General features: G+C 33.0%; 12 protein-coding genes and 1 pseudogene. 10 read left to right on the plus strand and 3 right to left on the minus strand.

What is annotated here, in order from left to right:
- Positions 1–25: 25 nt before the first annotated feature.
- The 6 genes and pseudogenes from QLS31_RS09435 (at position 26) to QLS31_RS09460 (ending at position 9,569) form a co-directional block, all read left to right on the plus strand.
- A complete protein-coding gene (locus tag QLS31_RS09435) occupies positions 26–793 on the plus strand; it encodes a hypothetical protein (protein ID WP_282743649.1) in 768 nt (255 codons plus the stop codon).
- Between the two features lie 211 nt (positions 794–1,004).
- Positions 1,005–4,940, plus strand: coding sequence for a PAS domain S-box protein (locus tag QLS31_RS09440; protein WP_282743650.1), 3,936 nt, complete (start codon positions 1,005–1,007; stop codon positions 4,938–4,940).
- An 85-nt stretch (positions 4,941–5,025) separates the two neighbouring features.
- Positions 5,026–5,885, plus strand: a pseudogene (locus tag QLS31_RS09445) (neutral zinc metallopeptidase).
- 200 nt (positions 5,886–6,085) lie between these two features.
- The gene (locus QLS31_RS09450) at positions 6,086–7,375 is read left to right on the plus strand and encodes a DEAD/DEAH box helicase (protein WP_282743651.1); all 1,290 of its coding nucleotides are present in this window, start codon (positions 6,086–6,088) and stop codon (positions 7,373–7,375) included.
- Between the two features lie 362 nt (positions 7,376–7,737).
- Positions 7,738–8,646 carry a pentapeptide repeat-containing protein gene (locus QLS31_RS09455; protein ID WP_282743652.1) on the plus strand — a complete coding sequence of 303 codons (909 nt, stop codon included), beginning with the start codon at positions 7,738–7,740 and terminating at the stop codon, positions 8,644–8,646.
- Positions 8,643–9,569: a nucleotidyltransferase domain-containing protein gene (locus QLS31_RS09460; RefSeq protein ID WP_282743653.1), complete on the plus strand. Its 927-nt coding sequence runs from the start codon at positions 8,643–8,645 to the stop codon at positions 9,567–9,569. The genes QLS31_RS09455 and QLS31_RS09460 overlap by 4 nt, the downstream gene beginning before the upstream one ends.
- A 180-nt stretch (positions 9,570–9,749) precedes the next feature.
- On the opposite strand, the gene QLS31_RS09465 is transcribed toward QLS31_RS09460, so the two are convergent.
- Complete coding sequence (locus QLS31_RS09465; RefSeq protein WP_282743654.1) at positions 9,750–10,448, minus strand: pseudouridine synthase; 699 nt, start codon at positions 10,446–10,448, stop codon at positions 9,750–9,752.
- A 157-nt stretch (positions 10,449–10,605) separates the two neighbouring features.
- On the minus strand, positions 10,606–12,141 hold the full coding sequence (locus QLS31_RS09470) for a YifB family Mg chelatase-like AAA ATPase (protein WP_282743655.1): 1,536 nt from the start codon (positions 12,139–12,141) through the stop codon (positions 10,606–10,608).
- A gap of 232 nt (positions 12,142–12,373) precedes the next feature.
- Here QLS31_RS09470 and QLS31_RS09475 point away from each other — a divergent pair, with 232 nt between their 5' ends.
- The 4 genes from QLS31_RS09475 (at position 12,374) to QLS31_RS09490 (ending at position 18,792) form a co-directional block, all read left to right on the plus strand.
- Positions 12,374–15,370 (plus strand): amidohydrolase family protein, encoded by a 2,997-nt coding sequence (locus QLS31_RS09475; RefSeq protein ID WP_282743656.1) that lies wholly within the window; start codon positions 12,374–12,376, stop codon positions 15,368–15,370.
- 70 nt (positions 15,371–15,440) lie between these two features.
- Positions 15,441–16,748, plus strand: a complete 1,308-nt coding sequence (locus QLS31_RS09480; protein WP_282743657.1) for an amidohydrolase family protein — start codon at positions 15,441–15,443, stop codon at positions 16,746–16,748.
- Between the two features lie 9 nt (positions 16,749–16,757).
- Complete coding sequence (locus QLS31_RS09485; RefSeq protein ID WP_099714982.1) at positions 16,758–17,135, plus strand: PH domain-containing protein; 378 nt, start codon at positions 16,758–16,760, stop codon at positions 17,133–17,135.
- A gap of 340 nt (positions 17,136–17,475) precedes the next feature.
- On the plus strand, positions 17,476–18,792 hold the full coding sequence (locus QLS31_RS09490) for an ammonium transporter (protein WP_282743658.1): 1,317 nt from the start codon (positions 17,476–17,478) through the stop codon (positions 18,790–18,792).
- Positions 18,793–19,219: 427 nt separating this feature from the next.
- On the opposite strand, the gene QLS31_RS09495 is transcribed toward QLS31_RS09490, so the two are convergent.
- Positions 19,220–21,714: Ig-like domain repeat protein (locus tag QLS31_RS09495; RefSeq protein WP_282743659.1), on the minus strand; the 2,495-nt coding region annotated here is incomplete at its 5' end.

Genomic DNA, 21,714 nt, shown 5'->3' on the forward strand with positions numbered 1-21,714 from the left:
ACAAACTAAATAATACCAAAACCAAATGATTAAAACTACACAAGACCGTATTGAAGAAATAAAAAAGAATGGGTACACCTTAGATTTTGGAAATGTTTTCAACCATGCATTCGAAAATTATAAAAAAATTGCATTGTACGGCGGTTTAATATTTTTTGTTTTTGCAATACTTATGAGTCTTTTTGCTCTTGTTGTACTCTTCTCCATTTTTGATGCAGAAACGGTTTTAGAAAAATTAAAACCGGAAAATTTAAGTTTAGACTCCATGTTAATTTTCTCAGGAGTATCTCTTTTAATAACGTGTTTGCTTAGCCCATTTTCTGCTGGTTTAATAAAAATGGCATATTGTGCCGAAAGAGATGATGAATTTCATGTATCAACAATGTTTGAGTATTACAAAGCACCTTATTTCAAGGAACTGTTTATAGCAACATTTTTGATTACTATCGTTAACTCCATACTATCAGGTATTCTAAATTATATACAAATACCAGTTCTTGAAGTTGTTTTTTCAGTAACGATAGGTTTATTTACCATTTTAATGATTCCACTAATCATTTTTGGAAAGCTGAAAGCTGTTGAAGCAATCCAAGCCAGTATTGTAATTGTTTCTAAACAACCATTAGTTATATTGGGACTACTTGTCATTGGAGTTATAGCATCTTTGGTAGGATTTATAGGATGCTGCATTGTAATCGTTTTTACAATTCCATTTATGTACTCATTGTATTATGCCCTTTACAGCGAAATAGTAGGATTTAATTCTGAAACTGAGATTGAAAATAGAAACTAAAAACCTTTTTTATAACTAAAAACCAAAATTTAATTTTACTGAATTTTGGTTTTTATTTGAAATTAATCCTTACATTGAAATCAATATCAAGGTAGAACCCCAAACCTAGTCATTCAAATCTAATCAAAATACTTCTATGGTGCTATACTGTAGCCTATTGACTATTTTCAACTCAAAATTAGTTTTATTTTGGGCTTCTAATCTTTTAACGATGAATACTCTTTTATGGGTCATAATTGTTACTTTATTTATCTTTCTGGCATATAAAATTTATACCATCAAATCTACTTTAAGAAGCAGACTTTTAAAAAAAGGAGTAGAAACGGTTACAAAAAGTAAAGAATACCAACTCTATTTACTCTTTTTGGGCATTATCCTTCCTTCGATAGAAGTGATTTTTGAAATTTTTAAAATTAGACCTGTAAGCTTATTAATACCAAATTGCACTATTGGCTTTTCTTTAATTTTATTGTATTTTGTAAGTACCAGATCTACTATTGTATTTAGATATATCAAACAAATTTTTATTTCGCTATTCTTAATCTATTTTTGTTTTATAGCCCGAAATCTAATTTATTCTCCAACTGATTTTATACCTATAACTGCTTTTGTGGTTTATTTTTTCTTCGCTTATAATGTATTAAACCCCATAAAAGTATATTGGTATTTTGTTATATCTGTTTTTATGTTTTTAGGTATTACTTATGTTTTAGAAATAATACCATTAAAAACTAACATTGCACTATTTATTTATTCTTCTATAATTCTGATAATAAACTACATTCATCACGTATCATTATTAAATATTGATGTTGAATTTCGTTTTAATAATCAAATTATTAATAAAGGAAATTCACTTATTCTGGCAACAAATAAAAAAGGAGAAATTGTTTTTTGCAGCGAAAATGTGAAAACTATTTTAGGATATACCGTTGATCAGGTTATGGGATTGGGTTACTGGAAAGTAACTGAAGATCCTGAATTTTATGGGGAAGATTACCACACTAAATTTAAGGTTGACAGAATGTTTATTCGTAGAGTTAAGTGTAAAAATGGCGAATACAAGCACATACAATGGAATGACAAAAAATTTTCAGACGATTTAATTATAGGTATTGGTCAGGATGTAACCAATGAAATCCATTTACAGAATCAGTATAAAAATTTAATTCAAAATGCTATTGATCTTATTTTTGAGGTAGACGACTATGGCAATTTTACATTTGTCAATGAATTTACGATAAAAACCCTAGGCTTCAAGGAAAACGAAATGCTAGCGAGACATTATTTAGAATTTATACGAGAGGATTATTGCAGCAGCATCATGGATTTTTACCAGAACTTGTTAGAAAATGAGCAAAACTTCCCTACGATTGAATTTCCATTATTAAAGAAAAACGGAGAGGAAATATGGGTTTCCCAAAAAGTAATCATTAATCGAAATGACACTGGAAAAATAATAGGATACTCAGGAATTGCAAGGGATGTCACTAAATTAAAGAATATTGAATTTGAGAATAAAATTCGTCAGAAAAAAGTAGAACTATACAATAAAACGATTAAAAAACTATCGACTACTAACTTCAGTAATTATAAAAATCTGGATCATGGTATAATGCAAATCATTGAATCTGCTGCAAAAGTCACGAAATGCTCTCGCGTTAGTTATTGGAATTATACCGAAGATGTAATTACTTGTGAAAATTTATATGATTTAGAAACCAATCGCTACAGCAAAGGATATGTTTTAGAAAAAGAAAAGTATCCTATTTACTTTGAATCTATAAAAAGTAAAAAGCAAATTTGTGCGCCAGATGTTTTAGACAAATGGGAATTATCTGAATTTACAGAAAATTATTTTCTAAAATACGATATCAAATCACAGCTCGATATTCCCATTTTCATCAATGGGGAATTAATGGGAACCATCAGTTTTGAAACTTCAAAAAACAAAAGAAATTGGGATAATGACGATATTATTTTCGCCAGAACAATTTCTGACATTATATCATTGACCATAATTTCACACAGTAGATATGAAACTGAGAAAAAATTAGAATACAAGAGCGACCTTTTATCAGCAATGGCACTTTGTACAGAGAAGTTTTTAAACAGTAAAGATATAAATGATATTTTCTCGGACGTACTCATTATTATGGGAAAAGCAACAAAAGCCCATCGAGCGTATTACTATGAAAATGATCAAAATACTGGATTAATAAGTCAAAAATACCGATGGATAATACACAATATAAAACTAACTGAGAATAATGTAAAACTTCAAAATTTACCATACGAGTACTTTGAAGAGCTAATAACACCACTTTTAAACAATAAGATATACAGAGCTATAATTCCTAAAATTGAAAATATTTCTTTGAGGAATAAATTAGCGAATGTAGATGTGGTTTCATTGATACTTTTTCCAATTTTTGTGAGAAACAAATTCCATGGGTTTTTAGGATTTGATGACACTCAAAATGAACGAATATGGTCAGAGGATGAAGTTAATATTTTACAAACATTGGCCAGTAACATAGCCTCTTCTATTGAGCGTCTTGCTAATGAGACCGCTATAAATGAAAGTGAAGAAAAGTTCCGATTATTAGCCAATAATATTCCCGGAACCGTTTATTTATCTAATTATGATGAAAATAACACTAAAATTTACATTAATGATGAAATTGAAAAACTAACAGGATATGCAAAATCAAATTTCCTGAATGATCAATTATCCTTCATTGACTTAATTCATCCAGAGGATAAAGCAATTACAATTGCCGCACAAAAAAATGCCATAGAAAACAAAAGAGCCATTCACCTAACGTACCGAATTATACATAAAGACAAGCATATTGTTTGGGTGGAAGAGTTTGGAGATGCAATTTACAAAGATGGAAAAATCGCATTTATTGAAGGTATTTTCATTGATATTACGGAGAGAAAACAAACAGAAACCGTTGTACAGCAAAAAGAATTAGCTGAAGCTGCTAACAGGGCAAAATCAGAATTTTTGGCAAATATGAGCCACGAAATTAGAACGCCTTTGAACGGAATTATTGGTTTTACTGATTTATTGATGAATACCAATCTGGGAGTAACCCAAGGAAAATATATCACCACGGTAAATCAATCGGCACATTCCTTATTAGATATCATAAATGACATTCTTGATTTCTCAAAAATTGAAGCTGGAAAACTGGATTTATTTATAGAGAAATATGATATTGGAGAAATGTTAGGTCAAATTATTGATTTAATATTATATGAATCCAATCAAAAAAAATTAAAATTAAAACTCAATATAGCCTCAGATATTCCTAAATATTTTTGGGTAGACAGCGTACGTTTAAAACAAATATTGATTAATTTGCTTGCCAATGCAGTAAAATTTACTGAAAAAGGTTCGATACAACTAGATGTAACCGTTATTGAAAAAATAGACGATTCCAATGCTAAAATTCGCTTTGCAGTAATTGATACCGGAATCGGGATTTTAGAACAAAATAAAAAGAAAATATTTCAGGCATTTTCCCAAGAAGACAGCTCAACGACCAGAAAATTTGGCGGTACCGGACTAGGATTGACCATTTCGAACCAATTATTGGGTTTAATGAACAGCCGTTTACAACTGAAAAGCGAAATTGATTTAGGCAGTACGTTTTATTTTGATTTGGATTTAAAAACCAGCAACGAACCAATAGAAAAAGGCAGCTTATTTGAAACTGATTTTAATTCTATTAAAGATATAGTCGTTAAAAGAAACATTAGTATCAAAAAAATCAAAATCATGATTGTTGAAGATAACAAAGTAAATATGTTATTACTAAAAACAATTATTAAAAACTTATATGTAAATCCTGTCATTTCTGAAATTACAAATGGCAAAGATGCTGTAGATCAATTTGAAGCATTAAATCCAGATATTATTTTTATGGATATCCAAATGCCCATCATGAATGGATATGAAGCTACCCAATTAATCAGAACTTTAAAATCAGGACAAAATGTGCCTATTATTGCTATAACTGCGGGTACCGAAAAAGAAGAAAAAGAAAAATGCCTCAAAGCGGGAATGAATGATTACATCCCAAAACCAATTATAAAAGGTATCATTGAAGAAACAATTTCTAAATGGACTAGTTAACATCTTCTAAAAAAGAATGTTTATCGTTTAAAATTTTATACTTTTATGTATATTCATTTTTTAACAACAACTAAAATAACACAATATGAAATGGAGTGGTAGACGTTCAAGTGAAAATTTTGAAGACCGAAGAGGAATGTCTTCTGGAGGAAAAACAATTTAGGAGGTGGAATTATTGGTATTATTATTTTGTTATTGAATGTTTTTGGTGGAGAAAATGCCCAAATGCTGACTCCAATTCTTGAACAAATGAATCAAGGAAATGGTACTCCTACTGAACAAAGAGCATTAACTGCACAGGAAATTGAAGAAGGCAAATTTATAGAATCCATATTAGTAGATACAGAAGATGTGTGGTCAAAAATATTTGAGGAAAACAATATGCAATATAAAAATCCTAAATTAGTGCTATTTACTGGTGGTGTAGAAACCGCTTGTGGTAATGCGACCTCAGCTTCGGGACCTTTTTATTGTCCCGGTGATCAAAAAGTGTATATTGACTTGGCTTTCTTTGAAGAACTGAAAACAAGATTTGGAGCCCAAGGAGGTGATTTTGCGACCGCTTATGTAATTGCACACGAAATAGGCCATCATGTACAAACCTTGTTAGGAACATCTGCAAAAATGAGACAAATGCAAGAAGGAAAAAGTGAAGCCGAAGCCAATAAATTATCAGTTGCTCTGGAATTGCAAGCTGATTTTTATGCGGGAGTTTGGACGCATTACAATCAAAAAATGAACAATTTCTTGGAGGAAGGCGATATTGACGAAGCATTAAGTGCGGCACATGCGGTTGGGGATGATGCCATTCAATCAAAAATTCAAGGACATATTGTTCCGGAATCCTTTACTCATGGAACTTCAGCACAACGTAAAGCTTGGTTTATGAAAGGTTATAAATCCGGTGACATCAATCAAGGAAATACTTTTGCAGATTTAGAATAAAAATTTATTTCAAAAAATATTCAGATAAAAAATAGGACAAATAGTCCTATTTTTTTTGTTTGTAAGAGATTAAAACGAAGAACTTTGATTTTATCTAAACAAAATCAAGCAATCAAAAGCACATCAAAAAATTAGCAGTACCTTTGCCCCCAATTAAAAAAGTAACCTAAATAATAGTGTTTACTTTATAAACACCATTTATGTCATTTAACTCATTAGGTTTATCTGATGCTTTACTAAAAGCCATCAGCAAAAAAGGATATACAACTCTTTCTCCAATACAACAAAAAGCAATTCCACCCATTTTAGAAGGTAAAGATGTATTAGCATCTGCACAAACAGGAACTGGAAAAACTGCCGGTTTTACACTACCTATTTTACAAATATTATCACAAGGGCAACACTTAAGTCGCAGACCTATTCGTGCCTTAATATTGACACCAACCAGAGAATTAGCCGCACAAATATTGGCCAATATAAAAGAATACAGTGAATTTTTAGATTTACGCAGCACCGTTATTTTTGGAGGCGTTAACCAAAATCCACAAGTAACACAACTGCGTCAGGGTGTCGATATTTTAGTTGCCACTCCAGGTCGATTAATCGATTTGCAAAACCAAGGATTAATATCACTTGCCAAAGTGGAAATCTTAGTTTTAGATGAAGCAGACCGTATGCTGGACATGGGTTTCTTACGAGATATAGAACGAATCTTGAAAGTATTGCCTGCTAAAAGACAAAACTTACTGTTTTCGGCAACCTTTTCAAAAGACATCAAGAAATTGGCAATGGGCATTTTGCACAACCCAGTTCATGTTGAAGCAACTCCGGAAAATACAACCGTGGATGCTATTATTCAAAAAGTATATCCTGTTGCCAAAGAGAAAAAAACAGAACTGATCATTAAATTGATTACGGAAGGAAACTGGAAACAGATTTTGGTTTTTACCCGTACCAAACAAGGCGCCAATAAACTGACAGAAAGCATGATTAGTGCAGGAATCAAAGCAGCAGCCATTCACGGAAATAAAGGTCAGGGAGCACGAACCAAAGCCTTGGCGGGTTTCAAAGACGGAAGCCTGACCGCTTTAGTCGCTACCGATATTGCTGCCAGAGGTCTGGATATTCCATTGTTACCGCATGTGGTTAATTTTGAATTGCCTAATATTCCTGAAGATTACGTTCACCGAATTGGTAGAACAGGTAGAGCTGGAGCAAGCGGAGAAGCTATTTCGTTATTCAGTCCAGACGAAACGGTTTTTTTACGTGATATAGAAAAATTAGTAGGCTTGAAATTGCCAGTAGAAAATATCAAAGGTTTTGAGCCAGACCCTAACGCTTCCAAAGAACCAATTAAACAAGGGCAAGGAAGACAACAGCGCGATTCAACTCCGCGAAAACCAAAAACAGACACCTCAAACCGAAGCAGCAACAATAGTTTTGGCCCAAGACGTCCAAGTCAAAATAATGACCGACGTTCTAATAGATAACAACTAAGAAAATACATTTTCTTTTTTTAGGAGCAGCATGATTTCGTTTTTTAAGGAAGTCACCTCCCGCTATACACTACAACCTTGTGAGGGCTAAACGCCAGCCCTCACAAGGTTTTTCGTTTCTATCGGGGCTATTTAGAGCGTTTTTACTTTCAAAATACCATTTTGCAAATTCATCTCACAAATCTAAAATAGCCAGACGACTTGTAAGAAAAAAAACAATATATTTGGAATAAAATAATATGACCGTTATGATACATATCTATCCTAAATTGGATGGCTTTGTATGATTTTGTCAGACAGATACTAGTTGTGTGACATTTTAGCGCAAGGATAAGAATAACAAATATTTATAAAATATGCTCACTAATTTTTTTAGCTTAAACGGAATACCAAGTGAGGTCAGTAATAAAACTGATTTTATTAATATTGTTATGGCTGAAGATGAAATTATAAATATTATATATCGTCCTGACATATTAAAACCTAAAAAAGACCATCCACGGATTAAGATAGAGAGAAAGTCATTTACCAATGTAAGTTTCTCTAAAACAATTTTAAAAAATATTGATTTCACTTCCTGTCATTTTGAAGATTGTCTATTTATCGGAACAAAATTTGATAATTGTAAATTTAGACAATGTACTTTTCAAAATGTAAATACACACGAAATCAATATCAAAAATACTTACATTAACCCCGAAAGTTTTATAAATAATTTTGAAAAATCAGATATAAAAAAGTCAAATATTGCTGTACATCTATTTCAACAACTGTTAAATAATTCTAGAGATGAAGAACAATCGGATTTTGCAAGAATTTCAAATTATTATTTTAAAACTTGGCAAGGAAGACTATCTCGCAGTAAATTCCATCACAAAAAACCCTACCCAATAACTCGAACAGAGTTTTATATGGAATTTCTCCCTAATTACTTAAATCGAAAAGTTTTTGGTTATGGATTAAGGTTAAGAAATTTCACTTACACATTTGCTGTCTTTTTCTGCATAAGTTTCATAACAAATTGGATTAATTGGAAAGATTATGGAATGCATCAAAAGGACTTTGCAATAGACTCCTTCTGCCCTATTACATTTGATTTTAAAGCCAACCTATATTATACTTTGGATGTAATGACACAATTAGTAGATTCACAGTTTCAACCAAGCTCTGATTATGGTATGACAATGTTAACTTTACAAGGGATAACGGGTTTTGTTTTATTTAGTTTTCTGATAACAGTTTTAATAAATCGATTTGTAAAATGAAAAATTATAGTGTAGCAATTTACGGCTCATCAACAAGAGAAAATTTCGATAAATACAGCGATAAAGATATTCTTATTGTTGCGGATTATTATAATGAGTTAAAAAACTTAAAAACAGAATATGAAAAAAAAGGCTTTTCAGTTTCTGTCTATACTTATTCAAAGCTAAAATTTATGTCTGAAAACGGCAGTTTATTTTTAGACCATTTGGTTAAGGAATCACAAATATTAATTGATTACAACCAAAAATTAAATTTAATTCTTAAGAATCATATTTCAAAAAAACCAAGTTTTAAAGATTTTCAAGACAACAAAAATTATTTTAAAATTTTAGAATTTGTTCCAAACTCTAAAAAAGGATTCGGTTGGTTTTGTGATTGCTTATATATTGGTTTTAGAAACTATTTAATATTAAAAAGTGCCGAAAAAGAAAGCTTTAATTTCTCATATTTGACACTTTTAGAAGAACTTAAAAATGATAATTTAATTACCGATAACGAAATAGAAATTCTAAGCGAGTTAAGAGTTGTAAAAAGAAATTACAGAGAAAAAATTAATTATGAATTACCTTCTAAAAGTTATGTGATAAAAGTTGTCAAAATTTTATACCGATTAGATTTGTTAAAAAGTATTGAAGTATTAGAGAAAACAGAATTTCAAAACTTTGTAGAAATTTCAATCAAGAATAACGACTTAGGTCACTATCAAAAAATGCGTTTAATAGAAATATATTATTATCTAAACGGGAAAGAAAACAAAGCAATTGAGCGTATTATCTGTAATCCTCAATTTTACGCCTCTTTTTTCAAAAAGAAAAAATATATTCAGAATATAATTGAAAAAATAACATCCGAAAAAAAACGTCACCCGATTACTAACGCGAGCGTCCCGCTCGTGAACGCTAGCAAAAGTAAATCATTATAAATTTGTAATAGGCACGAGCGGAATGATTGCGCTAGCAATCGCATCATCGATTTTACAGAGGTTAAATATCTGCAATCAAAAATCGTTGATCAAAAATCAGAAATCTGTTCCTCTTTACACTGAAAACTGTTGTTTCCAAATACAACAATAATGTAAAGCATTAATTTACAAGTTAGTATTCTATTCATACGTATTCAAATCCAGATTAAGAATAGTACCTACTCTGCTAAACTCTTCATTAATCTTTGCATTCAAGATTAGTTGCTCATTTGTTATTGGATGATTAAAAATTAACTGATGTGCATGAAGCATCATTCCTTTCAGTTCAAAATTCTCCAACCATAATTTATTTTGTTTGTTACAACCATGTGGCCGACTTCCTAAAATGGGATGAAAAATATGTTTGAAATGTTTTCGTAATTGATGCATGCGTCCCGTTTCAGGAATCGCTTCTACCAAACAATATCGTGACGTAGGCTTATTGTTAAATTCTAACTCAATTTCGGTAGTTTGCAATCGATGAAAGTAGGTTATTGCATTTTGTATAATGCCATCATCATTGGTTAAATCATAATCAATCGTTAGTTCTTCGGGTGACCAGCCACGTAAAATTGTTAAATACTTTTTTTCGACTTCGCGTGTGGCAAAACGATCATTCATAATTTTTAAAACGGCTGCATCCAACGCAAATAACAAGACACCAGATGTTTTGCGATCTAACCGATGAATAGGATAAACGTGTCGCCCTCCTATTTGATTTCTCAATTCTTGAATAGCAAACACTTTTGCATCGCGCGCGTAAAATGATTTGTGAACCAACAATCCACTTGGTTTATTAATTGCTATAATATATTCGTCTTGGTAAAGAATTTCTAACATTTGGCAAAAATAAAAGAGATTTCTATTGAAATCTCTTTTTTGACTTATTTATTTCTATACTTTTCTTTTTTTCCCAGCTAGCGCAATCGTATTCTCAATTTTACAGCCGTGAAACATCTAAAATCAAAAATCGTTAATCAAAAATCTGAAATCTATTTTAGCCCAACCAACCATCTCTATCCAAGCTGCGATATTGAATTGCCTCAGCAATATGGCTCGAAATTACTGTTGGAGCTGCTTCCAAGTCGGCGATTGTTCTCGCTACTTTCAAAATCCTGTCGTAGGCCCTAGCGGAAAGATTCAATCGTTCCATCGCCGTTTTCAATAATTGCTTGGAAACATCGTCCAAGGCACAATATTCGCGAATGTGTTTCGTATTCATTTGCGCATTGTAATGGATGTTTTCCATTTGCTCAAAGCGTTCGGTTTGAATTTCACGAGCTGAAGTCACCCTTTTCCTGATATCAACACTGCTCTCTGCTTTTTGGTCATCAGATAATTTTTCAAAAGGAACTGGAGTTACTTCGATATGAATATCAATTCTATCCAATAAAGGTCCTGAAATCTTACTCAGATACCGTTGCATTTCGTGAGGCGATGAAGTTTGTGGAGAATCCGGATCATTGAAGAAACCACTTGGACTCGGATTCATACTCGCCACCAACATAAACGAGGAAGGATACGTAACCGTAAACTTAGCTCTGGAAATTGTCACTTCTCTATCTTCCAAAGGTTGACGCATTACTTCCAAAACATCACGTTTAAATTCTGGTAATTCATCCAGAAACAAAACGCCGTTGTGCGCCATAGAAATTTCTCCGGGCTGTGGATAACTTCCTCCTCCGACAAGCGCCACATTCGAAATAGTATGGTGCGGACTACGAAACGGACGTTGATTCATCAAACCAACTTCCTTAAGTTTTCCTGCAACACTATGGATTTTAGTTGTTTCTAACGCTTCACGCAACGTCATGGGCGGTAAAATACTAGGTAATCGTTTGGCTAACATCGTTTTTCCTGCACCCGGCGGGCCAATCAAAATAATATTATGTCCACCGGCTGCTGCAATTTCCATGCAACGCTTGATACTTTCTTGTCCTTTGACATCACTAAAATCGAATTCTGGAAAGTCTAAGGTTTTATAAAATTCGGCTCTGGTGTCAATTGTTGTTGGTTCCAGCGTTCCTTTTCCTTCGAGGAAATCAATCACTTCTTGAACATTTTCGATTCCATACACATCTAATCCGGCAACAATTGCGGCTTCTTTTGCATTTTGCTTTGGAAGAAAAAAACCTTTAAAACCTTCTTCTTTGGCTTTTATGGCAATTGGCAAAGCACCACGTATCGGCTGAAGGCTGCCATCAAGGGAAAGTTCTCCCATAATGATGTATTTATCAACATCCTCAGCTTTGATTTGACCGGATGCAACCAAAATTCCAATTGTCAAAGTCAAATCATACGCAGAACCTTCCTTGCGCAAATCAGCAGGCGCCATATTGATGGTGATTTTTTTTCCCGGCATGGCGTATCCATTATTTTTGAGTGCCGCCGCAATACGATAACTGCTTTCTTTGATAGCATTGTCTGGCAATCCAACTAAATGATATCCAATACCTTTATCAATATTTACTTCTACGGTAATTGTAGTGGCTTCCACTCCAAAAACAGCACTACCAAAAACTTTAACTAGCATATTTACTTATTTGATTCTAAAATTAGCTAAACATTTTTTAATTATTATAATTATTCCTACAAAATTTAAAAATGATACAGAATAGTAGAAAATTATGTCAAAATAATTAGAATAATATTACGGAGTCGCTCGATTTGTTTTTTTTCTTCAAAAAAACAAATGTTAAAATCAAAAAAAATAATGCTTAACATATTCCTTTTTTTACTTTTAGAGAATAATTAGAAACTATACTATGAAAAAAATCTTACTTCTACTGTATTTCAGTGTTTTATTACCAAAAACCTACGCACAAGAATACTTTCCCAATAATGAAAGTGTTCAAAACAAAAACACCAATTTTACCGCTTTTACAAATGCAAAAATTTATGTTACACCAACACAAATTATTGAAAAAGGGACTTTATTAATCCAAAACGGAAAAGTTATTGGCGCAGGGAATAACATCGCTATTCCTAAAAACTGCATGACAATTAACTTAGAAGGAAAATCAATTTACCCTTCCTTTATTGATATGTATACCAGTTTTGGAATCGAAAAACCAAAAGGAATCAGCAGTACTGAAAGAAATCCTTTGTATGACACCAAAAAAACAGGACATTACTGGAACGAAAGTATTCGTTCAGAAGTAAATGGATATGAAAGCTTTAAATACGACCAAACGAAAGCCGAAGAATTATTAAAAGCTGGATTTGGTATCGTAGGAACTCACGTTCAGGACGGAATTGCTCGCGGATCAGGAACACTGATTGCCTTGAATAATTTTGACAAAAGCAACCAATTATTATCTGATAAAGTAACCAATCATTTTGCATTTACTAAAAGTGCCACAACAAATCAAGCCTATCCAAGTTCTTTGATGGGAATGATGGCATTACTTCGTCAAATGTATTTAGATTTGGATTGGTACAAAAAAGGAAACGCCACAACCAAAGATTTATCCTTGGAAGCCTTATCCAATAATGAAAAACTAGTTCAAATATTTGCTTCTGAAGACAAATTAAACAGTTTGAGAGCTTCCAAAATAGCGAAAGAATTTGGTTTAAATTACATCTTGAAAGGAAACGGAAATGAATTTGAACGAATTGAAGAAATCAAAAAAACAAATTCGAAATTTATTATTCCAATCAATTTCCCGGAAGCTTATGATGTTTCTGACCCAAACCAAGCCAATCAAATGGAATTGAAAGACTTGCGTTTTTGGAATCAAGCGCCAACCAATCTTAAAGTTTTATCTGATAATGGAATTGTTTTCGCTTTGACTACCGACAAATTAAAAAAGCTGGAAGATTTTAGACCGAACCTATTAAGAGCCATTAAATACGGATTTGATAAAACGAAAGCATTAGAAGCTTTGACAACTATTCCTGCTTCAATTTTAGGAAAAAGCAATGAAATAGGAAGTCTGAAAACAGGAAGTTTAGCCAATTTTATAATTGCATCCGGTGAGATTTTCAATGAGAAAACAATATTATATGAAAACTGGGTTCAAGGGAACAAATTTGTAATTAACGATATAACAATTAAAGATATTCGTGGAAATTATGATTTAACCATTAACACTGAAAAATACAAATGGAAGATTGATGGCGAAGTTTCAGCACCAAAATCTGAAATAACAACCTTTGACAACAAAAAAATAAAATCGAAACTTACTTTTACCAATAACTGGATTTCAACGGTAATCAAACCTATCGATTCTACTAAAACCAGCTTCACAAGATTAATCGGATATGTTGAAGACAATCAGACTCTTTCGGGAAAAGCGGTTTTATTCAATGGAAATGAAGTGAAATGGTCAGCAATAAAAACAGCGCCTTTTGTAAAAGCTATCGATTCCTCAAAAATTGAAAAGAACAATGCAATTATGCCTACAACATTCCCTAATGTTGCATATGGTAATTTGAAAAAACCAACTACACAAACACTTTTATTTAAAAATGCTACCGTTTGGACCAATGAAAAAGACGGTATTTTAGTAGAAACTGACGTATTGGTCAAAAACGGAAAAATTGCCTCTATTGGAAAAAATATTGCTGATGCTTCAGCAACAATTATTGATGCAAAAGGCAAACATTTAACCAGCGGAATTATTGATGAGCATTCTCATATTGCAATTTCTAATGGTGTAAATGAAGGGGGGCACAATTCCAGTGCCGAAGTAACCATTCAAGATGTAGTAAATTCTGAAGACATTAATATATACAGAGATTTAGCCGGTGGAGTTACCATTTCTCAACTATTACACGGTTCAGCAAATCCAATAGGTGGACGTTCTGCAATTGTAAAATGGAAATGGGGCGCTTCTGCAGAAGAGATGCTTTACAAAGATCAACCTGGTTTTATCAAGTTTGCTTTGGGAGAAAATGTAAAACAAGCAAACTGGGGAATCACTAATCCTACCCGTTTTCCTCAAACCAGAATGGGTGTGGAACAAGTTTTTACAGATTACTTTCAACGTGCTAAAGAATACGATACCGCTTGGAAAAATTACAATGCAACTGGTAAAAAAGCAAAAGCGAAAGCTCCAAGAGTGGATTTAGAACTACAAACATTAGCTGAAATATTAAATAAAGAGCGTTTCATTACTTGTCACTCTTATGTACAATCGGAAATTTTGATGTTAATGAATGTAGCTGATAAATTTAATTTTAAAGTAAATACGTATACCCATATTCTTGAAGGATATAAAGTTGCTGATAAAATGAAAGAGCACGGTGTAGGAGCCTCAACTTTCTCAGATTGGTGGGCTTATAAATTTGAGGTAAATGATGCCATTCCTTTCAATGGACCTATTATGCACAATGCAGGACTTGTGGTAGCCTACAACTCTGATGATGCTGAAATGTCCAGAAGATTGAATCAAGAAGCAGCAAAAGCAGTAAAATATGGTAATATTTCAGAAGAAGACGCATGGAAATTTGTAACCCTGAATCCTGCTAAATTATTACATATCGATGATAAAGTAGGAAGTATAAAAGTAGGTAAAGATGCCGATATTGTGTTGTGGAATGCCAATCCGTTATCTATTTATGCAAAAGCTGAAAAAACGTTAATCGAAGGTGTAGTGTATTATGATGCTCAAAAAGATGCAGAACAAAGAGTAGCTATTGCTAAAGAACGAAATGAGTTGATTGGTCAATTATTGCAAGAGAAAAATAAAGGGATGATCACTCAAGAACCTAAAAAAACAGAGAAAAAAGAATACCACTGTGATACTATGGAAGAATAGCGGAATAATTTGGATTTCAAAAAACCGAGCTTTTACAAAAAAGCAAAGCAATTTTTAAAAATATATAAATATGATTAGTAAAAAAATATATCTTTTAGTGTTAGTCTGTAGCATCTCAATGCTTGCAAGAGCACAACAAACACCAGCCGTTAAGCAATCAAAATCTATTTTGATTCTTAATGCTACGGCACATTTAGGAAATGGAGAAATAATCGAGAACAGCGCAATAGGATTCGTTGACGGAAAAATTAATTTAGTAGCAGATGCCAGAGTGATTCGGCTTGCAGAAGGCGCGTATGATCTCACTATTGACGCAGCTGGAAAACATGTTTATCCGGGCTTTATTGCCCCAAATTCAACCCTGGGCTTAGTAGAAATTGACGCCGTAAAATCTTCTGATGATGAAGATGAGATTGGAACTATGAATCCTAATGTTAGAAGTATTATTGCCTATACAGCTGATTCTAAAGTAATAGAAACTGTTAGACCAAATGGTATTTTGATGGCTCAAATCACACCACGTGGCGGAACAATATCTGGTTCTTCATCAATTGTTCAACTGGATGCTTGGAACTGGAAAGATGCACTTATAAAAGAAAATGATGGAATTCATGTTAACTTCCCTACTACTTTTAGAAGATCAGGTTCCCGATTTGAACCAGGAGGCATTGAAACCAATAAGGATTATGCAAAACAAGTTTTAGAACTGTCTGCTTTTTTAGCTAATGCCAAAGCCTATTTAGGTGATAGTTCAAAAGATCGAAATTTGGTTTTAGAATCTACTAAAGGATTGTTTGATGGAAGCCAAACATTGTTTATTCATGCCGATGAAGAAAAACAAATTATCGATGCAGTACAATTTGCAAAAGAAAATGGAGTTAAGAAAATGGTGATTGTTGGTGGATACGAAGCCTACAAAACAGCCGAATTATTGCAAAAAAATAATATTGGCGTATTACTTAAACGAGTTCATGAAATGCCAGAAAATGATGATGATGATATTGACTTACCATACAAATCAGCTAAATTACTGACAGACAAAGGTGTTGTGGTAGGCTTAGAAAATAGTGGTGCACATGAAAGAATGAACACTAGAAACTTACCGTTTTTAGCTGGAACATGTGCTGCATATGGTCTAGACAAAGAGCAAGCTTTACAATTAATAACATCTAATACTGCCAAAATATTGGGAATTGATGCTCAATGTGGAACCTTAGAACAAGGAAAAGATGCTACTTTATTTATTTCCGAAGGTGATGCTTTAGACATGAGAACCAATAAATTGACCAATGCTTTTATTCAAGGAAGAACGATTAGTCTGGAAACGCATCAAACTAAGCTGAACGAAAGATATAAAACAAAATACAATCAAAAATAAATTAAAATAATGGGACTATTTAATGCCATCTTAGGCAATGCATCTGAAGTAAACATTGAAAATGTTTCAAAAGAATTTGAGCCAATCTTAATTGATGGAGAAATAATTGAGAAAGCATTCAAACTCATCCGTGACATGTTTGTTTTTACTAATAAAAGGCTGATTTTAGTCGAAAAACAATTGGTTGGAACCAAAGCTGATTATGTATCAATCCCCTATTCCAGCATCAAGAAATTCTCTAAAGAAAGTGCCGGTATAATGGATTTGGATGCGGAATTAAAAATTTGGTTAAACAACGATAATACACCAATTGTCAAACAATTTGGTAAAGGAGGAAACAACATCAATGAAGTGTATAAAATTCTAAGCCAACATCTTTTAAAATAAAGACATAATTCATTAACTTTAACTTTAAAAAATTGCATCAATTGTATTCATTTCGATTGGTGCATTTTTTTTAATGATATTCAACTTTTAGTATAAAAAACAGAAGCGTTAGGATATAGACTTACTAATTCTTAAAATAATTGTTATATTATCTCCTAAAAAGATAATTTCTCTTAACCTTACTTTAACAAATTGCAAATTTTAACTTTAAATTATAATATACCCATAATGAAATAGGGTCTAGATTAAAAAAATGACAAAAATAAAACATTAAGTCATATTTTTAAAGGGGCTTATTAATGATTTTTATATTTTTATCGAAATTTAAAACTAAAAAACAATGCGAAAAATTATTTTAAGTGTGATATTAATCACGATTTTGGTATTAACCCTTTGTTCAAATTATTTCATAATTGACAGCCCAGCTCCAACAGAAGCTGTAAAATTTGATACTGGCGACACAGCTTGGATGATTGTTGCAACAGCACTTGTATTGATAATGACACCAGGTCTGGGTTTTTTCTACGGGGGAATGGTAGGAAAAAAGAATGTAATCAGTACTATGCTTCAAAGTTTTATGGCTATGATAATTGTTACTGTTTTATGGGTAGTTGTCGCCTTTGGTTTATCATTTGGACCTAGTATAGGAGGAGTAATTGGTAATCCGTTACCCAATTTGTTTTTTCAAGGTGTTAATACAAATACCGCATGGAGTCTTGCTCCAACAATACCTTTTATGTTGTTTGCTTTATTTCAAGCAAAATTTGCAATCATTACACCTGCCTTAATAACAGGAGCTTTTGCAGAAAGAATTCGTTTCTGGGCTTACCTATTATTTATGGTATTATTCATATTACTTGTTTATGCTCCATTAGCACACATGACTTGGCATCCAGATGGTGTTTTCTTTAAAATGGGAGTATTAGATTTCGCTGGAGGAACTGTAGTTCACATGAGCGCTGGATGGGCTGCACTAGCTGGAGCAATTTTCTTAGGAAAAAGAAAAATACAAAAAGTTAACCCTGCACGTATTACTTACGTATTGTTAGGTACTGGTTTATTATGGTTTGGATGGTTTGGTTTCAATGCAGGTTCAGCATTAGGATCTAATGGTTTAGCTGTACAAGCATTAGGTACAACAACTGTAGCTGCTGCTGCTGCTGGAATGGCTTGGGTATTTCTTGATAAAATTCTTGGACACAAACTTTCTGCAATGGGAGCTTGTATTGGAGCTGTTGTAGGTTTAGTAGCTATTACGCCTGCTGCAGGTTTTGTAACTATTCCTCATGCAATGTTCATCGGTATATTTGCCAGTATTGTTAGTAATCTAGTGGTTAGTAAATTCCCTAAAGGTAAAATTGATGATGCTTTAGATGTATTTGCTTGTCACGGTGTTGGTGGTATGGTTGGTATGCTATTAACAGGTGTATTCGCTTCTAAAACTGTTAACTCAGTAGTAGGAGACAACCAAGGGCTTATATTTGGTGATGCCACATTATTTTTAAATCAATTAACTGCTTTAGTTATAGTTTCAGTATTTGCATTTTCAGCATCTTATTTCCTTTTCTTTATTGTAAACAAAATAACTCCACTAAGAGTAAGTGAAGAAAAAGAAGAATTAGGTTTAGATATTTCTCAACACGGTGAGTTTCTATAAATCGATTTTTATACAATAAACTAAAAAACACTCTGAGCATTCAGAGTGTTTTTTTTTGCTTAAAATCAAAGAAACATATTGAATTTCTTTTCCATATTCAAACTTTATTTTACCATTTAGTAAGACATGAATGGTTTCCTAATAAAACGGAACAACTCTCTTATTTTGCATTAATAAAATCTCTGTATTCAAAGCATAAACTCCATTACAAACTAGTGTCATTTAGGTTTTTAATGTTCTAATTACTTGAATAGAAATTGAATAGAAATCATTTCATTGGAAACTTACACATAACCATTAAATATTTATAAATTCCCTTTTTCAAAAAAAAACTAAAATTCAAAAACAATAAATCAGTATATAAAAAAACTCCATCCCAATTAATATTGAAATGGAGTTAATTTAAACCCTATAATTAAAATGAGCTTTACTGTTTTATCAGTCTCACTGTTTTTTGTTGAGTGCCCTGATTGATAATCGCAATATACGAACCTGATGAAAGCTCTTCACCAAACTTGATTTCTTTGCTATCACTATTTTGAATATGTTTCACCATTCTTCCTAATATATCATATACAATCACTTCTGTTTTTTCACTGGTACCGCCTTTTATGTCAATAATAAAATATTGGGTCGATGGGTTTGGATAAGCAATTACGTTGAAAGGAACGGTTTCCACTGGTATTTCTTTCACTTGTTTTGCAATTACTGGAGCGCTTGTTCGGACTGTTGGAGCAGCATTAACTTTTTGAGTTAGTGAACTAGAACTTGAACTGAATTTTGCGTCTCCATTATACAAAGCTGTAATTACGTGATCTGCTACCACCAAAGCACTTGTTGAATAGGAAGCTGTACCTCCACTCATTGCTATAGTTGCCAAAACTGTAGTGCCATTATTAAATGTAACCGTACCACTAGGTACATATACAGCACCAGTAACCGTGGCTTTAAAGGTAATCAAATCACCTACCACAGATGGATTTTTAGTAGATGTTATAGATGTTGTAGATGTTCCTGCTGTACAAGTTACTCCATTATGAACTACCAAATTTCCTCCGTTTAAGAATGATTCCAGAGTTTTATTCACTGGCCAACTTGAAGAATAAACTAGGTTATTACCATCCATAAGCGTAAATCCAATCATATCTGATTTTCCTGGCTCTCCATTATCTGTCATCGTTACCTGCAAACTTATACCACCATAGATACTGATAGGTAAAGCCGAATTGGTTACATCTGTTAAATTAGCTTTGCTGACAAAAGTAGCTTTTTGCGAACATGGATTTGTGGAAATAATTGACAAACTGTTCATTGCTGTAGATTTAATTTGATACACCTTACCTTCTTTTCTAAAAATGAGGTTAAGGTTACCTTGAAGGTTTTTAACAGATTTGTTCCATTTTACATTAAATCCAAAATTAACTTTTTTACCTGAATCTGAAGCATATTGCCCTTTAGAATCTACAGGAATAATATGTCCACCTCCAGTAATAAACTCGTTTAAAGATATTCTATACACATTGATTACTGTTTGACCATAACCAACATAGTATCCATTATCTTCGGGTGATTGTGTTCCTACTCTTATTCCAACAGTTGTTGAATTATAGCCGGAAGTTGGTACTGAAGCACTCCAATTATAGGTAACAATTCCTTTAGTTAAATCTCCAGGAGTAACCAACCCAGGAGTTAACCAACCAGATATAGCTGCACCACCATTAATATCGTAGAATTGTACTATTGCATTTCGAATATCTCCTTCAAGACCAAGACCATCTACAATATCATTAATAGAAGCACTTAATAAAACAGGTGTTGTGCTTGCAGATGTATTTTGCTCTCCTACGAATTCAGGTCCAGTATATTCAACCAAAGCATTTTCTTGTTGGATATCAAATCCATCAGTATCACTACTAGTCACATAAGAACCATCTCCTGCAAAGGTTGAAACTACATTGTAGGTATTTATTGGTGATTGAGTTATTTTTAAGGTTGCTGTAGCTACACCACTACCATTAGTAACACCTGTTACTGATTGCGAACCAATAGTAAAGGTAATTGTTTTACCTTGAATTGGAGCTCCGGAAACATTATCTGTTAATATAGCACTCAAATTTGTAACATCAGAGTATTGTTCTGAAAGATCACCATTATAAGTTAATGTAGTAGTGCGTTTTGTAATAGTGATTGTTGTTGTGCAGGTTGAACTGTTGTTATTTACATCAATTGCTGTCCAAACAATGGTATGTGTACCAACATTTAATGTAACTCCATTAAGCGATGCACCATTCGCACTTGCAGACCCACCATTGATTTTGTAAGTCAGTGAAGCCACTCCACAAGCATCTGTTGCAGTTGCGTCGAACTCATTTCCAGAAACAGTGTAGTAAGTTGCATAAGGGTCAACAAATTTAGATGCTGATGGTTTGCAAGTTATTACCGGTTTAACTTCGTCTTTTACCGTTACAGTGGCGGTTGCTGTATTGCTGTTGCCTGCGACGTCTTCAACAGTTAGAACAACAGTGTTTGATCCAGTATCAGCACAGACAAAATCTGTTTTATCGAGTGTCCATTTTACCACCGCACAGTTGTCTGTTGATGCATTATTCACCTGGACTGCTGTTATAGAAGCAGCACCACTTGCATTCAGATAGATTGTTACTGATTGAGTTTTTGCTACTGGATTTGTTATGTCCTTGGCAGTTAAGGTAACTGTTTCTGAATCTGTGTTTCCTGCTGCATCGGTTGCCGTTACAACTACAGCAACTGTTCCGTTATGAGCTGAACTTAACACTGTTCCAGCAACTGGAAGTTGTGTAATGGTGTTGGTACAATTATCGGTAGCACTTGATCCGTCAACCAAATTTGGAACGGTGATGCCACAATTGGCGTCAAGATTTACATCCTGATTCGCTTCTGCTG

It is taken from the genome of Flavobacterium sp. XS2P24, from assembly GCF_030010285.1.
Classification (GTDB): Bacteria; Bacteroidota; Bacteroidia; order Flavobacteriales; family Flavobacteriaceae; genus Flavobacterium; species Flavobacterium algoritolerans.

Coding starts and splice junctions, on each gene's coding strand:
- QLS31_RS09470 (WP_282743655.1), bottom strand. CDS start 12,141: ATGCTAGTTAAAGTTTTTGGTAGTGCTGTTTTTGGAGTGGAAGCCACT.
- QLS31_RS09455 (WP_282743652.1), top strand. CDS start 7,738: ATGCTCACTAATTTTTTTAGCTTAAACGGAATACCAAGTGAGGTCAGT.
- QLS31_RS09490 (WP_282743658.1), top strand. CDS start 17,476: ATGCGAAAAATTATTTTAAGTGTGATATTAATCACGATTTTGGTATTA.
- QLS31_RS09460 (WP_282743653.1), top strand. CDS start 8,643: ATGAAAAATTATAGTGTAGCAATTTACGGCTCATCAACAAGAGAAAAT.
- QLS31_RS09450 (WP_282743651.1), top strand. CDS start 6,086: ATGTCATTTAACTCATTAGGTTTATCTGATGCTTTACTAAAAGCCATC.
- QLS31_RS09485 (WP_099714982.1), top strand. CDS start 16,758: ATGGGACTATTTAATGCCATCTTAGGCAATGCATCTGAAGTAAACATT.
- QLS31_RS09475 (WP_282743656.1), top strand. CDS start 12,374: ATGAAAAAAATCTTACTTCTACTGTATTTCAGTGTTTTATTACCAAAA.
- QLS31_RS09440 (WP_282743650.1), top strand. CDS start 1,005: ATGAATACTCTTTTATGGGTCATAATTGTTACTTTATTTATCTTTCTG.
- QLS31_RS09435 (WP_282743649.1), top strand. CDS start 26: ATGATTAAAACTACACAAGACCGTATTGAAGAAATAAAAAAGAATGGG.
- QLS31_RS09465 (WP_282743654.1), bottom strand. CDS start 10,448: ATGTTAGAAATTCTTTACCAAGACGAATATATTATAGCAATTAATAAA.
- QLS31_RS09480 (WP_282743657.1), top strand. CDS start 15,441: ATGATTAGTAAAAAAATATATCTTTTAGTGTTAGTCTGTAGCATCTCA.